Origin of the sequence: Streptomyces sp. NPDC001663 (genome assembly GCF_042893105.1) — a bacterium.
Lineage (GTDB): Bacteria > Actinomycetota > Actinomycetes > Streptomycetales > Streptomycetaceae > Streptomyces.
In genome coordinates this window covers 1-15015 of the sequence record NZ_JBIAUR010000022.1, presented here as the reverse complement: position 1 = coordinate 15015, position 15015 = coordinate 1, and the positions used below count along the sequence as shown (strand labels likewise).

At 71.2% G+C, this 15015-nt stretch carries 15 protein-coding genes; 10 read left to right on the top strand and 5 right to left on the bottom strand.

From position 1 onward, the window contains the following. Positions 1–40: 40 nt before the first annotated feature. Complete coding sequence (locus ACFY1L_RS47165) at positions 41–409, top strand: hypothetical protein (RefSeq protein WP_388840070.1); 369 nt, start codon at positions 41–43, stop codon at positions 407–409. Positions 410–458: 49 nt separating this feature from the next. Here ACFY1L_RS47165 and ACFY1L_RS47160 read toward each other — a convergent pair whose 3' ends face one another. Beyond that, positions 459–1352 (bottom strand): DUF1963 domain-containing protein, encoded by an 894-nt coding sequence (locus ACFY1L_RS47160; protein WP_388840067.1) that lies wholly within the window; start codon positions 1350–1352, stop codon positions 459–461. 265 nt (positions 1353–1617) lie between these two features. Between ACFY1L_RS47160 and ACFY1L_RS47155 the strand changes: the two genes are divergently transcribed. Then, positions 1618–2124: a SigE family RNA polymerase sigma factor gene (locus ACFY1L_RS47155; RefSeq protein ID WP_388840064.1), complete on the top strand. Its 507-nt coding sequence runs from the start codon at positions 1618–1620 to the stop codon at positions 2122–2124. Here ACFY1L_RS47155 and ACFY1L_RS47150 read toward each other — a convergent pair. Then, the gene (locus ACFY1L_RS47150) at positions 2105–2326 is read right to left on the bottom strand and encodes a hypothetical protein (protein WP_388840061.1); all 222 of its coding nucleotides are present in this window, start codon (positions 2324–2326) and stop codon (positions 2105–2107) included. The genes ACFY1L_RS47155 and ACFY1L_RS47150 overlap by 20 nt on opposite strands. Before the next feature lie 393 nt (positions 2327–2719). On the opposite strand from ACFY1L_RS47150, the gene ACFY1L_RS47145 reads away from it, so the two are divergent. Both ACFY1L_RS47145 and ACFY1L_RS47140 read left to right on the top strand, forming a co-directional pair. After that, a complete protein-coding gene (locus ACFY1L_RS47145; protein WP_388840498.1) occupies positions 2720–3952 on the top strand; it encodes a glycosyltransferase in 1233 nt (410 codons plus the stop codon). 83 nt (positions 3953–4035) lie between these two features. After that, positions 4036–5220, top strand: coding sequence for a hypothetical protein (locus tag ACFY1L_RS47140; RefSeq protein WP_388840496.1), 1185 nt, complete (start codon positions 4036–4038; stop codon positions 5218–5220). Here ACFY1L_RS47140 and ACFY1L_RS47135 read toward each other — a convergent pair. Next, positions 5217–6377, bottom strand: coding sequence for an FAD-dependent monooxygenase (locus tag ACFY1L_RS47135; RefSeq protein WP_388840058.1), 1161 nt, complete (start codon positions 6375–6377; stop codon positions 5217–5219). The genes ACFY1L_RS47140 and ACFY1L_RS47135 overlap by 4 nt on opposite strands. Positions 6378–6493: 116 nt before the next feature. Then, positions 6494–8488, bottom strand: a complete 1995-nt coding sequence (locus tag ACFY1L_RS47130; protein ID WP_388840054.1) for a helix-turn-helix domain-containing protein — start codon at positions 8486–8488, stop codon at positions 6494–6496. Positions 8489–8621: 133 nt separating this feature from the next. Here ACFY1L_RS47130 and ACFY1L_RS47125 point away from each other — a divergent pair, with 133 nt between their 5' ends. The 3 genes from ACFY1L_RS47125 to ACFY1L_RS47115 all read left to right on the top strand — a co-directional run bounded on the left by ACFY1L_RS47125 (position 8622) and on the right by ACFY1L_RS47115 (position 11794). After that, positions 8622–8981, top strand: coding sequence for a VOC family protein (locus tag ACFY1L_RS47125; protein ID WP_388840051.1), 360 nt, complete (start codon positions 8622–8624; stop codon positions 8979–8981). A gap of 111 nt (positions 8982–9092) precedes the next feature. Continuing rightward, positions 9093–10850 (top strand): FAD-dependent oxidoreductase, encoded by a 1758-nt coding sequence (locus ACFY1L_RS47120; protein WP_388840048.1) that lies wholly within the window; start codon positions 9093–9095, stop codon positions 10848–10850. A gap of 32 nt (positions 10851–10882) precedes the next feature. Next, positions 10883–11794 (top strand): YceI family protein, encoded by a 912-nt coding sequence (locus ACFY1L_RS47115; RefSeq protein ID WP_388840045.1) that lies wholly within the window; start codon positions 10883–10885, stop codon positions 11792–11794. A 23-nt stretch (positions 11795–11817) separates the two neighbouring features. Here the strand turns inward: ACFY1L_RS47115 and ACFY1L_RS47110 are convergent, their stop codons facing one another. Continuing rightward, a complete protein-coding gene (locus ACFY1L_RS47110; RefSeq protein WP_388840042.1) occupies positions 11818–12408 on the bottom strand; it encodes a TetR/AcrR family transcriptional regulator in 591 nt (196 codons plus the stop codon). A gap of 129 nt (positions 12409–12537) precedes the next feature. On the opposite strand from ACFY1L_RS47110, the gene ACFY1L_RS47105 reads away from it, so the two are divergent. From ACFY1L_RS47105 to ACFY1L_RS47095, 3 genes are all read left to right on the top strand, one after another. Beyond that, positions 12538–13443, top strand: a complete 906-nt coding sequence (locus ACFY1L_RS47105) for an NAD(P)-dependent oxidoreductase (RefSeq protein ID WP_388840494.1) — start codon at positions 12538–12540, stop codon at positions 13441–13443. After that, entirely contained in the window at positions 13440–14222 is a 783-nt protein-coding gene (locus tag ACFY1L_RS47100; RefSeq protein WP_388840039.1) for an enoyl-CoA hydratase/isomerase family protein, read from the top strand. Before ACFY1L_RS47105 ends, ACFY1L_RS47100 begins: the two co-directional genes overlap by 4 nt. A 164-nt stretch (positions 14223–14386) precedes the next feature. Continuing rightward, positions 14387–15015 (top strand): MBL fold metallo-hydrolase (locus ACFY1L_RS47095; protein ID WP_388840036.1); only part of this gene is annotated, 629 nt, incomplete at its 3' end.

Sequence of the window (15015 nt, the reverse complement as noted above, 5' to 3'; positions counted from 1 at the left end):
ACACGACATCGCACAACCCGCACAACCGAAGGGGGTCCGAGTGACCGAAGTGGAGCTGCTGGCCACGGCGTTGGCCACGGGGGCGGCTACGGGGCTCACCGATACGTCGACTTCACGTGGGGTCGTCCACGACCTGTACGCGGCGCTGAGAGAAGCGGTCCGCCGCCGTTTGGCCGATGCCGGTGGCGACGGCGGCGTCCGGGGCGGCTATGGCGTACGGGTGCTGGACGCGTACGAGACGGACCCCGACGTGTGGCGGACCCGACTGCTCCAGGTCCTGACGGCCTCCGCGGCGGACACGGACGAGGAACTCCGCGCAGCGGCCCGCGCCGTGCTCCGCGCGGACCGCCGGGGAACGGGGCACATCGGCGTGTACGCCGGCACACGGCACAACGCGGTCGCCTCATGACGCAGTTGACCAACACCACACGAGAAGTCCCCGCTCAGGTGGTGGGCAGTCAGGGGCAGTCGGAGCGGTAGGCGAAGGGCCTGTCGGGGCAGTTGGTGCATTCGAACAGGTAGATGCCGCCCATGTCGCCGAGCATGAGGCCCGGCGGGCATTGGATCCGGGTCCGTTCCTCATAGGGAAGGTCCCAGATCGTGCCTTCGGCCGGGGTGTCCTCGGTGGGCAGCCATGTACGCCAGGTTGCGCCGTCGAACTCGGAGCTGTTGATCGTCAGAAGATGCTCCATGCGCAGCGAGCACGTCGGACATGTGGGCCAGTTCGGCTCCTGGGTCCACGTCGGGTAGCCGCCGACCTTGATGCCGTCCGACACAGACAGGTGCGACCAGTACGACCAGCCGGTTGCCTCCTCCACCTGCTCGAACCTGGCTTCGAGCGCGTCGGCGACGTCGTCCGGCAGATCCCAGTTCGGGTAGTCGGTGACGCGTTCCGGGTGAAGGACGCACGCGTCCGGAAGGTAGTCGCTGTCGGCGCCGGTCGGGCGGGGCGGACCGGACGGTCGGAGGTCGCTCTGGGAGCTGTCCCGCCAGAAGATCTCCGGGCGGGGCACGTATCCGTCCTCGTGGTCGAAGGGGCACCACAACACTTGCAGCAGATCGGTGCCGGTGGGGAAGTCGAGGTCAGGCACGTCGGCGGCGAAGAGCTGGAGGACTGGAACGAGCGGGATCGGGCCCCCGGTGGGCGGGGAGAACGCGGTGCGTGGATGGTCGTCCTCGCAGTGCGGCCAGGGCTGCGAAAGCGGCCACAGCACGGGCCCGCCGAGCGAACTGTCTTCCGCGCTCGGGTCGCCGCCGCGCGGATGCAGACGAACGGCCGTCCTCCGGTAGGCGGCCACCTCGGGAAACAGCGTCTCGACATCGAGGGGACGCGGCGGGGTGGTGCGAGCCATCGGATGCGCTCCTCGCGGGCCGGTTCGTTGTTCGCGCCACAGCCGGAGCCGCAGCCGGCCTGAAGAGTAGCGTCACCTCATCCGGCTGCGCCGACTGTCCGGTGATCAGTCGGTCCGGGGCTGAGTGTCATGGCCTTCTGAAGCCGCGCAGCTCCGCGCAGAGCGCGGGCGGTGTAACCCGGATCACACCCACCAAGTGCAGCGTCACAACCGCCCCACCGCCTTTCTCTAGGTGTCGGGAGCTGGGCGGACGGGGACGGTGCGGATGGAGCAGGGTCGAGCCGAAGGGTTCGACGGGTTTGTGGCGGCGCGCTGGTCGGCGTTGTTCCATCTCGCCCGTCTGCTCGTGGGAGGCGATCGGCACCGGGCCGAGGACCTGCTCCAGGAAGCCCTGGTCAAGCTCTGGTTCGTCTGGCCCAAGGTCGCGGACGAGGCCCCCGAGGCGTACGTACGCAAGGTGTTGGTGCGGGCGGCGGCACGGTCTGCACGGCGGCGGTGGTGGGGTGAGCGGCCGGTCGAGAAGCTGCCGGATCTGGCGGATACCGGTGACGTGTCGGCCGTCGTGGCCGAGCGGTCGCGGTTGGAAGCCGCCTTGGCCCAACTGCCGCCGCGGCAGCGGGCCGCCGTGGTGCTGCGCTACTACCAGGACCTGCCCGACAGACAGGTCGCGGAGATGCTCGGGTGCCCGGTGGGCACCGCTCGGTCCCATGCCTCGCGTGGTGTGGCGCGGTTGCGCCGGATCCTGTCCGACGTCATCGAGCCGGTGGGGTGAAGGGGAGTTGATGGATCACTTCGAGCGGGAGTTGGCGCGGATGATGCGCGACGCCCAGGAGCACACCCCCTTCGAGGGCGAGCACCAGGCGCGTCTGAGGAATGGGGTGCGTGCCCGGCGTCGTGTTCGCGTGGTGCAGAAGGCCCTCGGCTCGGGCCTCGTCGTCGCCGGATTCGGCATCGGGTTCCTCCTGCTGCCCCACGGCCCCGCTGAGAACCGGCCGCAGGCTCCCCTTCCACGGCCTGCCATGAGCCCGGCGTCCCCGAGTCCGACATCGAGTCCGACATGGACTCCGACTTCGAGTCCGACGGGGGGGCCGGACGGCAGCCCCACCGGAACCACCGAGTCGGCCTCCCCTCCGCCCACCGCGACCGGGAGTTCGATCACCGGGTCCTCGGACCCGACCCCGACCAGGACCGAGACGGCACCACCCTCCGACACCGGGACGCCGACCGCCCCGACGACACCGTCAAGCACGCCTTCGACGGAGGAAACGGCGACCGGCCATCCGTAAGCCCTGATCGCAGCATTGCCACGAGTGACTTCGGCATGCCCTGCCACGGAACCCAGACATGGATAGAACGTGACAAAGTTGATGGACCCGCTGAAGGACCGACTGCCACTCCGTACGCCGCTGTCGGCGCACCACCACCACGATCCCGTCCTCGACGTGGTCGTCCCGGTCTTCGACGAGGAGCGGGATCTGGAGCCGAGCGTGCGGCGGCTGCACGCGCACCTGCGTGAGACCTTCCCGTACCCGTTCCGGATCACGGTCGCGGACAACGCCAGTGCCGACGCGACCCCGCTGATCGCCGCCCGACTGGCCGCCGAACTGCCCGAGGTGGAATGGCTGCGGCTGGACGAGAAAGGGCGGGGCCGGGCGCTGCACGCGGCCTGGTCGGGTTCTACGGCGCCGGTGCTCGCGTATCTGGACGTGGATCTGTCGACCGATCTGGCCGCGCTGCTGCCGCTGGTCGCCCCGTTGATCTCCGGGCACTCCGACATCGCCATCGGCACCCGGCTGGCCCGCGGCTCGCGGGTGGTGCGCGGCCCCCGGCGGGAGGTCATCTCCCGTTGCTACAACGCCCTGTTGCGCTCCACCCTCGCCGTGGGCTTCTCCGATGCTCAGTGCGGATTCAAGGCGGTGCGGCGCGATGTCGCCGAGCGGCTGCTGCCCCTGGTGCAGGACTCCGCGTGGTTCTTCGACACCGAGCTGCTCGTCATCGCCGAGCGGGCCGGGCTGCGCATCCACGAGGTACCGGTCGACTGGGTCGACGACCCCGACAGCCGCGTCGACGTCCTCGCCACGGCCCTGGCCGACCTGCGCGGCATCGCCAGGATCGGCCGGCACCTGGCCCGCGGCACACTCCCGACGGCCGGACTGCGCCGCAGCGACGACAAGCCGCCGAGCGACCTGACCGGCCAACTGCTGCGCTTCGGTGCCGTGGGAGCCGTCAGCACCATCGGATACGTACTGCTGTACGCGCTGTTGCGCCCCGCAGCCGGACCCCAGCCCGCCAACGCACTCGCGCTGCTGACCTGCGCCCTCGCCAACACGGCCGCCAACCGACGGCTCACCTTCGGGCTCCGCGGCCGTGGCGGGGCGCTCCGCCACCAGGCCAAGGGCCTGCTCGTCTTCGTCGTCGGACTGGCCCTCACCAGCGGGTCGCTCGCAGCGCTGCACCACCTCGCGCCCGGGGCTGCACGTTCCACGGAGGTCGGGGTGCTCGTCGCCGCCAACCTGGCCGCGACTCTCGTCCGCTTCCTGCTGCTACGGGCCTGGGTGTTCCCCAACCGCCGCCGCGGGACGGGATCCACGGCCGCATGAACCACACGATGACCCCGATCGACCGCACCGGCACCACAGTTGACCGCCCTGACGCGGGCTCCCTCCTCCACGCCGACCGCTGGATGAAGCTGCGCAGTGCGGCCAGGCACCACCTCCCCGTACTGGCCATGTACGGCGTACTGAAGCTCATCGGCTTCTCCGTCTTCATGTACCTCCTGGACGCCGCCGGGGACTTCCGCAAAAAAGAGCCGCGCTTCGGCGGCGGCGCCCACGCCTGGGACGTGCTGGCCAGCTGGGACGGCTGGTGGTACCAGCAGATCGCCGCGCACGGGTACGACCCCGCGCTCGTCCGGATCCCCGGAGCCACCGGACTGATCACGCTGGAAGGCAACTCGGCGGCGTTCTTCCCGCTGTATCCGGCGACGATACGGCTCGTCTCCGAGTGCACGGGCCTCGGGCTCCACGGCGCCGGCATGCTGGTCTCGGTCGTCGCCTCCTTCGTCGCCGCCCTCGGCATCCATGCGGTCACCGCCCGGTTCGGCGGCCGACGTGCCGGGCTGGCCGCGGCCGGACTGTGGGCCGTCTGGCCCGGCTCCGGCACGGAGTGGTCCGGGTACTCGGAGTCCCTCTACGTGGCCCTCGCCGTCTGGGCCTGCCACGCCGTCATGAGCGACCGCTGGCTCACCGCGGGCATCCTGACCTTCACCGCCGGTCTCGGCCGTCCCACCGCCGTTGCGCTGATCGCCGCCCTCACCGTCGCCGCGCTGCGGACGCTGCACCATCGCCAGGAGGACGTCGCGCGCCCGATGACCGCGATCCTGATCGCGCCGCTCGGACTCTTCGGCTATCTGCTCTGGGTCGGCAACCAAATGGGCGACCTCGGCGGCTACTTCGCACTGCAGAAGGGCGCCTGGGCGCACACCTTCGACTACGGCAGGCAGACGCTCGACGTCTTCTCCTCCCTCGCCGTGGGCCGCTCCGACTATCTCTTCGCCTGCCCCGTCGAGGACTTGATCGGTGCGATGACCGTCCTGCTGGGGCTGCTCCTGATCCCTCTGCTGATCCGGCTGCGCCCGCCCGCCGTGCTGACCGTCTACACGGTCCTCACCTTCGTCCTGGTCCTGGGCAGCCAGCAGATATTCGGCAACGTCTCCCGCTATCTACTCCCGGCCTTCCCCCTGTTCATCCCGCTCGCCGTCCGCCTGCGCACCCTGGGCCTGCCCTTGCTGTGCGCGCTTCTCGGCATCACGGCGGTGGCTTCGGGCTCGTACGCGGGGTACGTGCTCTTTGAACTGGGGGTTCCTTAAGGAGCGTCGACCGCCCACGCGGCCGCCACGGGCAGGAACCTGTTCTCGGCCGCGTGCGCCGCCATGCGGGCGTTCCGGGCCCGCGCCTCGGGTCCGTCCGGCAGATGGAACTCTTCGCCCGCCTGTGAGGAACGTGCCTGCATGCCCGTGGCGGCCGTCAGCCGTCGGCGGACGTACCGGTCGAGCGCGTCGGGTACGTCGGCCGATGCCGCATCCGCCAGGCAGGCGCCGAGTACGGCCGCGTCCAGGATCGCCTGTGCCGCACCCTGGGCCTGGAACGGCACCATCGCGTGGGCGCTGTCGCCCAGCAGCGTCACTCGCCCGATGTTCCACCGGTCCAGCGGGGTGCGGGTGTAGATGCCCCAGCGGAACACCTGCCCCGTGCGTTCCAGGACGCTGAGCACCCGTGGGTCCCAGCCCTCGAACGCGCGCAGTTGCTCTCCGGGCTCCGCCTGCGCGGTCCACGACTCCTGTGCCGTCTCCGTCCCGAACACGGCGACGACGTTGAGGAGTTGCCTGCGACGCACCCAGTAGTGGACGAAGTGCCGTCCCGGCCCGAGCCAGATACCGGTGTCCGGCAGGTCCAGGTCGGCCACCTCCTCGGCCGGGAGCAGGGCCCGGTAGGCGGCGGTCTTCGAGAAGACCGCCGCGTCGGCACCGAAGAGCCGCTGGCGGGCCGCGGAGCGTATCCCGTCCGCGGCCACGACCAGGTCCGCGGTCAGCCGCTCACCGCTCGCCGTCGTCACATACGCGGACTTGTCGTCCTGGTCTATTCCCACGACCACGGTGTTCAGGCGTACGGACTCGGGCGGCACCGCAGCGGCCAGGGCCTGTTGCAGATCGGCCCGGTGGACCTGCAGATACGGCGCCCCGAACTCGTCCTCGACCTCGCGTCCCAGGGCGTAGCTGCAGATCTCGGCCCCGTCGGACCAGGTGCGGAAGCTCAGGTCGGCCGGGCGGGCGGCCTGGGCGTCGACCGCGTCGAGCCGGTCCAGCCTGCGCAGGACCCGCGTGGCGTTGGGCGCGAGCTGGATCCCGGCGCCGAGCTCGGTGAACCGCGGTGTCTGCTCGACGAGCGTGACCTCATGGCCGGCGCGACGCAGACTCAGTGTCGCGGCGAGTCCGCCGATGCCGGCTCCCACGACGATCGCTCTCATGGCACGACCTCACTTCGACAGACGCGCGCCCACGCTCGACGGTCGGCCCGGACAGGGTACGGAGACAACTCGGCCGCTGTACAAGGTGTTTCCGGTCAGTTGAGGGACGCTGGTCGTCAGCCGCGATAGCCCCGCAGCTTCCGGTACAGCGTGGCGCGGGCAATGCCCAGGGCCGCCGCCGTGCGGGCCTTGTTGCCGCCGTGCAGTCGGAGGGCCTCCAGGATGGCGGCGCGCTCGGCATGCTCCATCGGGCTGAGCGGCCGGGGCGCGGGGCCCTCGCGCACCGGGTCGGGCAGTTCGGCGCGCTGGACGGGGCCGGTCGCGCGACGCTGCTCGGCCAACGCCCGTACCAGATGGGCGAGTTCGGTGACATTGCCGGGCCACGGATGCTGCTCCAGCGCACGCAGTGCGTCCAGCGTCCAGGTGAGCGGGGGCCGTCCCGGTGCCGGCTTGGGGATCAGGGCCGTGGCCAACTCCCTGACGTCTTCGGGCCGTTCGCGCAGGGCGGGGAGGGTGACCGAGCGTGCGGCCAGGGTGTCCAGGAGCCGTTGGAGACACGGGCCGGGCGGCGCTCCGGGGGTGTACGTCACCAGCAGAGGTACACCGGGATGCGATTCCAGCAGCGAGTTGAGGGTCGCCGTGTCGGGCTGTGCGAGACGCTCGACATGACGGATGAGGAGCGGACGGCCGTTCACCAATTCGTCGGCCTGGATGCGAAGTTCGCCCTCCGCCGCGTCCAGGGTCAAGGGGTTCGCGGCCAGTTCCCGCGCGAGCGAGGTCTTCCCGGTGCCGCGCTCGCCGACGAGCAGTAGCGGCTCGGCCGATCCGGCCAACTCCACCGCCCGGGCGACCGCATGCCGCCACGGCACGGATCGCCCGGCGAGTCCCACGACGGTCCGCGCGGCCGAGGTCACGGCCGCATGCCCCGCCTGCTCCAGCACGGCGACCACCCCGACGACCGAGCCCAGGTGGGGCACGGGGGTGAGCACCGCCGTACGGCCCGTGCCGTCCGGAAGCCGAATGCGGTACGACGCCGAGGGTGCAGGGGCGGCAACCAGTCCTGGCCTGGCCGAGCTGCTCGCGGAAACCGCGACTGGTCCCGAGCCGACTGGTCCCGAGCCGACCGGTCCCGAGCTCGCCGGTCCCATCGATCCCGAGCCCATCGATCCCGAGGCAGCCCAGCCCGACGCACCCGAACCCAAGGCCCCCGAACCCAAGGCCCCCGAACCCAAGGCCCCCGAACCCAAGGCCCCCTCGAACGCCGCCTCCACCTCCACCTCCGCCCCCGCCAACGTCTCGGCTTCAGCCCCGCGCCCCCACCCCCGAAGCACTCCCACCGCCGCCCGCTCCAGCGCCTCCACCCCCTCCGGCGAAAGCAGCCGCCCCGCGGCTTCACTGACGAGCCGGTTCCGCCCGTCGACGGCGGCGACCGCACGCCCCCGCTCACCCGCCGCCCGCAAGTACGCATCCAGCAGCACCCGCTCGGCCGCCCGTGACCGCGAAAGAAGCTCCGCCTCGACGGCGGTCGCCGTGGCCTCCGCGAGCGGGGCCTGCGGATGCGGCCCGCACTCGGCGCACAGTCCGCAGGTCACCGTCACCGTGCCCAGCAACTGCCCGGTCTCCGGCGCCCGCACCGGCACGCTGACCGCGGAGACGTCCTGCCACAGGTCGAGGAAGTGCTCGGGGCCGTGCACCTCGGCGCGACGCCGGGTGTGCAGCGCGAGGGCCGCGCTGTTGTGGCCGACGACCTGCTCGGAGAGGTCGTGGTGGGGGTGGCCCGGCGGGAATCCCGCGGTCCACAGCACTCGCAGCCGCTCGTCGGTGAGCACGAGCGACGTCTGCCCGGTGCCGAGCGTGGGGGCGAGCCGCTCGAGGACCGGACGGGCCGCGGCCAGCAGAGGGGACTCGAGGAGTCGTAGGGGAGGTGCCGGAACCCCCGGCGCCGGGTCTGTCACGTCGTGCCGTACGCCGAAGAAGCGGGCGCGCTTCCAGGCGGCGAGGACGTCTTCCGGCACCCCGTCGGGCAGCTGCTGCCCCAGCAGGAACAACTCGCGGGCCCTGCGCAGCGAAGCGAGGGTGGGGCGGACGGAAGGGCGCTCTGCGGTGGTCACGGCATCGCTCACCCTACCGGGAACGGTTGAACACACAACAACCTCCGCTCCGTGCGTTACCGGCGCCGGTGCCGCTGCCTGGTGGCAGAGTGCGGAATCCATGCGGAGCAATGAGGAGCAACGAGGAGTGACGATGGAACCCACCGGCATCACAGCCAACCTGCTCGTCCCGGACATCGCGGCCGCCCGCGACTTCTACACCGGCTATCTCGGCCTGAGCGTCGAGGGCTTCAACATGGGCTGGGTCGCCCAATTCCGTTCGCCCGACGGCCGCGCGCAGATCCAGCTGCTCACGCACGACGCCACCGCGCCGGCGAACCCCGTCGTCTCGGTCAGGGTCGGCGCGGCCGTCGACGAGGCCTACGCCGAGGCGCTGCGGCGCGGATACGAGATCCCGCATCCGCTCACCGAGGAACCGTGGGGCCTGCGCCGGTTCTTCGTCCGCGCCCCCGACGGCAACGTCCTGAACATCGTCAGCCACCGGGACGACTGAACTGTCTCGTAGGACTGTCTCGAATTGAGACACCCACGCTCCGGCTCCCGCCTACATGATCTTGAACAGTAGGTGCCTGTTCGCATTCCCCGGAGCCCTGGAGCGTTCCCCGTGCAGACCGTCGAGCCCGATGTCGTGACCGACGTACTCATCGTCGGCAGCGGTCCCGCGGGCGCCTCCGCCGCGCTCGCCCTGAGCACCTACGGCGTACCCAACATCGTCGTCACCCGCTACGCGAGCCTCGCCGACACGCCCCGGGCGCACATCACCAACCAGCGCACCATGGAGGTGCTGCGCGACCTCGGCGTCGAGGACGAGGTGATCGCCAAGGCGACCCCGCAGCACCTCATGGGCAACACGACGTTCTGCACCAGCCTCGCCGGCGAGGAGCTCGGCCGGGTCCGCTCCTGGGGCAACGACCCGCTCGTCCAGGCCGCGCACGACCTCGCCAGCCCCACCCGCATGTGCGACATGCCCCAGCACCTGATGGAGCCCGTGCTCATCGACGCGGCCGTCGCCCGCGGCACGCAGCTGCGCTTCAGCACCGTCTACAAGTCCTTCGTCCAGGACGCCTTCGGCGTGACGGTGACGGTCGAGGACCGGCTGCGCGGCGACGAGTACACCATCCGCGCCAAGTACCTGATCGGCGCCGACGGCGGCCGCAGCCAGGTGGCCGAGGACGCCCAGCTGCCGATGGGCGGCCAGATGGGCGTGGCCGGCAGCATCAACATCGTCTTCGACGCGGATCTCAGCAAGTACACCGCTCATCGGCCGTCCACCCTCTACTGGGTGCTGGCTCCCGGCGCCACCGTCGGCGGCATCGGCGCGGGGCTCGTGCGCTGCGTGCGGCCCTGGAACGAGTGGCTGATCGTGTGGGGCTACGACGTCACGGCCGGCGCCCCCGACCTGACCACCGAGTACGCCGAGTCCGTCGTACGGCAGCTGATCGGCGACGACGAGATCCTGGTGACCGTCAAGTCGTCCTCGGCATGGACCGTCAACGAGATGTACGCGGAGACGTACTCCAACGGCCGGGTCTTCTGCGCCGGAGACGCCACGCACCGTCATCCGCCGTCCAACGGGCTCGGCTCCAACACCTCCATCCAGGACTCCTACAACCTGGCCTGGAAGCTCAAGCTCGTCCTCGACGGCACCGCGTCCCCGAAGCTGCTGGACACCTACACCGCCGAACGCGCCCCGATCGGCCGGCAGATCGTCACCCGCGCCAACAAGTCCATCGGCGAGACCGCCCCCATCTTCGAGGCGCTCGACGGACTGTCGCCGCAGACCCCCGAGCAGCTGTGGGCCAACATCGCCGCCCGCAAGGAGGATTCGGAGGCGGCCGAGAAGCAGCGGGCGAAGTTGCGGGAGGCGATCGCGTTCAAGGTGTACGAGTTCAACGCGCACGGCGTCGACCTCAACCAGCGCTACGCCTCCGCCGCGATCGTCCCCGACGGCACCGACGACCCCGGCTTCGACCGCGACCCCGAGCTGTACCACCAGCCCACCTCCCGCCCCGGCGCCAAGCTCCCGCACGCCTGGATCACCTCGGGCACCCGCACCCTGTCCACGCTCGACGTCGTCGGCCAGGGGCGCTTCACCCTGATCACCGGTGTCGGCGGGGCGAGTTGGGTGCGGGCCGCTGCGGCCCACGACCTGGAGATCGCCACCGTCGTCATCGGACCCGGCCAGGAGTACGAGGACCCTTACGGCGACTGGGCGCGGCTGAGCGAGGTGGCCGACGCGGGGGCGCTGCTCGTACGGCCGGACGGGTACGTCGCGTTCCGGCACGCGACGGCGGCCGCCTCCGGCGAGGACGCCGAGCAACTGCTGGCCGAGGCCGTGCGGCGGATCCTCGGGCACGCCTGACGGCGATCATTCAGAACTGAAAGGTGAACCACATGCCCCTCGGACTGCTCCGGCGGCGACTGAAGAATGCCTCCGGAAGCCCCGCGGGCCTCACGCTTCCCGTCCCGGCAGGCGCGGGCGTCGTCGTCCGCGAGGTCCTGGACCCGGTGAACCAGCCCCTGGGCGCCGCCGATGTCACGGTGACGGAACTGCGCAGCCACCAGGTCGCCGCGCGCGGCACCACGGACCCGTACGGACTGTTCATGGCCGTGCTGCCGCCGGGCAGTTACAGCCTGATGGTCATGGCCGAGGGGCTGGAGCCGCACCGCGAGACCGTCGACGTCGTCGCCGACGCAGGCTTGGCCTCGCAGCGCATCTGGCTCCAGCCGGGCCGGCAGGCCGACCTCCCGGTGCCCGGCACCTGGCTCTTCGACCCGCCGCACACGGCGATCCGTTTCATCGCCAAGCACGTCGGCATGGCGAACGTGCACGGCCGCTTCGAACGCTTCGAGGGCGGCATCCAGGTCACCCAGGACGTGGCCGACTCCCGCGTCCATGTGCGCATCGACGCGTCGAGCATCACCACCGGCAACAACACCCGGGACACCCACCTGCGTTCGGCCGACTTCCTCGACGTCGAGCACTTCCCGTACATCGACTTCAGAAGCACCCGCTTCGCCTACCGCGGCGGCAGCAAGTGGACCCTGCTGGGCACCCTGACCATGCACGGCGTCAGCCGGTCCATATCCCTGGACACCACCTACCTGGGCATGGTCAACGGCGGCTACGGCGAGGAACTGCGCTGCGCCGCCCTGGCCAAGACGGAACTGCACCGCGAGGACTACACGTTGAACTGGCGCTCCATGCTGGCCCGCGGCATCGCGGTGGTCGGCCCGACGGTCCAGCTGGAACTGGACGTCCAGGCGATGTACCGCACGCACGACACGCCCACGCCGCCGGAGTAGGAGCGGCCTGGTCCGGGGGGAGTTCAGTCGCCCCTGCGCACCGCGGCGTCGAGCAGAGGGCCGAGTTCCCCGGCCACGGTCGTCAGGGCGCGCACGTCCTGTTCGGCCCGGGCCATCAGGATCGCCCCCTCCAGCGTGCTGATCATGAGCGTGGCCAGCGCACCGGCCCGCTCCTCGGGCACCCCCATGTCCACCAGGGCCCGGGCCACGGGTCCGGTCCAGGTGGCGAAGGCGGCGGCTGCCGCTTCCCGCGTGGAGGGGACGGCCTCCGCGCAGTCCACCGTGGCGGCGGCCACCGGACAGCCGCCCGCGAAGCCGGCGCTCTCGTACTCGTCGGTCCACTGGCGCACCATCTCGGCGAACAGCCCGCTGGGCGTGGGTTCGGGCAGCGCGGCCAGGAAGCGGGCGACGCGGTTGCCGGCGTACCGGCCCGCCCAGCCCACGGCCTCGTTGACCAGCTGTTCCTTGCCACCGGGGAAGTAGTGCTGGAGCGAGCCGCGCGGCGCTTCGGCATGGGCGGCGACCTCGCGCATGCCGGTGGAGGCCACCCCGTCGCGCCGGATGAGCTGGGCCGCGCTGAAGACCATCCGCTCGCGCGGCACTCGTTCGGACATCCTCGGTCTCCCCATTCATCGAGCTTTCCGAGCTCCATCTTATGACCACTGTCATAGGGCTCGGCTACTATGACCGCTGTCATAGTCCGTGGCCCGTGGCCCGTGGCCGGTCGTAAGTGGTGGTGTGTCGTGTACGTCGGTTTCGTCGGCCTCGGTGTCATGGGGCAGCCCATGGCCCTCAACCTCGCCCGTGCCGGGACGCCCCTGGTCGTCTGGAACCGCACGCCGGACCGGTGCGATCCCCTGCGCGCCGCCGGAGCCGCGGTCGCGGCGAGCCCCGCCGAGGTCTTCGAGCGGGCGGAGACCGTGATTCTCATGCTGGCCGACGAGGCCGCCATGGACGCGGTGCTGGGGCGCGGTACCGCGGACTTCGCCGCGCGCGTGGCCGGCCGCACCGTCGTCCACATGGGCACGACCTCGCCCGAGTACTCGGCCGGTCTGGAGGACGCCGTCCGAGGCGCGGGCGGTAGATACGTCGAGGCCCCGGTCTCCGGCTCCCGAGTCCCTGCGGAACAGGGGAAGTTGGTGGGGATGCTGGCGGGGGAGGAGGACGCCGTGGAGGTCGTACGGCCGCTGCTCGCACCCCTGTGCCGGGAGACGTTCGGCTGCGGTGCGGTGCCGGGCGCGCTGCTGATGAAGTTCTCGGTGAACCTGTTCCTGATCACGCTCGTCACCGGGCTGACGGAAGCGTTCCACTTCGCCGACCGGTACGGGCTCGACCAGCGGCTGCTTCGGGACGTCCTCGACGCGGGGCCGATGGCCAGCGCCGTCTCCCGGGTGAAGGGACCCAAGCTGCTGGCCCGCGACTTCAGCGTGCAGGCGGGCGCCGCGGACGTCCTGAAGAACAACCGGCTGATCGCGGAGGCCGCCCGCAAGGCCGACCTGGCCTCCCCGCTCCTCGACATCTGCCACGCCCTCTACGCCGAGACCGTGGCGCGGGGGCATGGTGGCGAGGACATGGTGGCCGTACTGCATGCGCTGGAGGCGCGGACCGACGGCGATCCCGTCCCCGTACGACTGGAGGAACGAGCATGAGCTGGACGATCGAGCGGCGCGGCCGGGTCGCCGTCGTGACGATGACGACCAACCCCGTCAACGCGCAGAACCGCGCCTTCTTCGCCGACCTGCACGACGCCTTCGACCGGCTCGAACGCGACCACGCCGACTCCCCGGTCGTCCTGACCGGCACCGGCTCCCGCTTCTCCGCCGGGCTCGATCTCGGCGAGCACTTCCCGCTCTTCGCCGGTGACACGGCGGCGGTCGCGTCATGGTTCCAGGAGTACCGGGCGACGAACATGCGCCTGTTCACCTACCCGCGGCCGACGGTCGCCGCCGTCAACGGGCATGCGTTCGCGGGCGGGTTGATCACTGCCGCCGTGTGCGACCACCGGGTGGCCGTCGACGACGAGTCGGCGCGCTTCGGGCTCAACGAGGTGCCGATCGGTATCCCGATGCCCGCCGTGTACGTCCGCATGCTCGCCTACGCCTGGGGCGAGCCGGTGGCCGCGCGTACGTGCCTGCGCGGGGAGATCTTCACGCCGCGGCAGGCTCACGAGCTGGGCATGGTCCAGGAGTTGGCGTCGGCCGAGGAGCTGCTGGAGCGGGCCGTCGCCGTCGCCGGGGAGACGCCCGAGGACTCCATCGAGCCGTACGCGTTCACCAAGCGGGCTTGTCAGGCCGCCGCCCTGCGCGACATCGCCGAACTCTCGGACCCGTTGGACAAGGAGCTTGCCGCCGTGATGTCGAGCGAGGGGGCCCGGCACGCCCATCGGCGCTACTGGCAGCAGCTGAAGGGCCGTCCTGCGGATTGGTGAACTGCCCAACCACCGTGCGGGCAAGGGGGGGGGTGGTGATGGTGGCTGGTGACTACGAGCGACCGGGGGGCGGCATCCGAACCGGTGCGACGGACAGCCCCTCAAGGGGCGCCACCAGACTGGTGAGCCCGCCCCAACCGCCCACGCCGACAAGGAGGTTGTCGATGACCGCCGGTGACGACGAGCGGCCGCCGCCCTGGGTGACGTGGCGGCGCAGACCGTTTCCCGACGCCAACCTGCTTCTGCTGCACGGCCGTCAACCGGCCCTCGTCGACAGTGGGTTCGTCGGCCATGCGGAGGAGACGGCCACCTGGGCCCACGCCCGCGCCGGGAGGCAGGTCGCGCTCGTCGTCAACACCCACTGGCACTCCGACCACGTCGGCGGCAACGCGCTCCTGCAGGCGTCGGGTGCCCGCATCGCGGCCGGCACCCCGGAGGCCCGGGCTGTCGCGCTCCGCGATCCCGGCTGTTGCCAGGCTGAATACCTGGACCAACCAGTCGCCCCCTACACCGTCGACGAACCCCTCGAAGACGGCCGGATCCTCCAACTCGGCGACACCGACTGGCAGATCGTGCGCACCCCCGGGCACACCCCCGGCCACCTGGCCCTGTGGCAGCCGGAGCAGCGACTGCTGGCGGTCGGGGACGCGCTGTCCGACTACGACGTCGGCTGGGTCAACCTCGCCCTCGACGGCCCAGAGGCGGCCACCACGGCCCTGGCCTCCCTGCACCGCCTGGCCGACCTCGCCCCGCGCGTCCTGCTGCCCGGGCACGGTCCGATGCCCGCCGACCC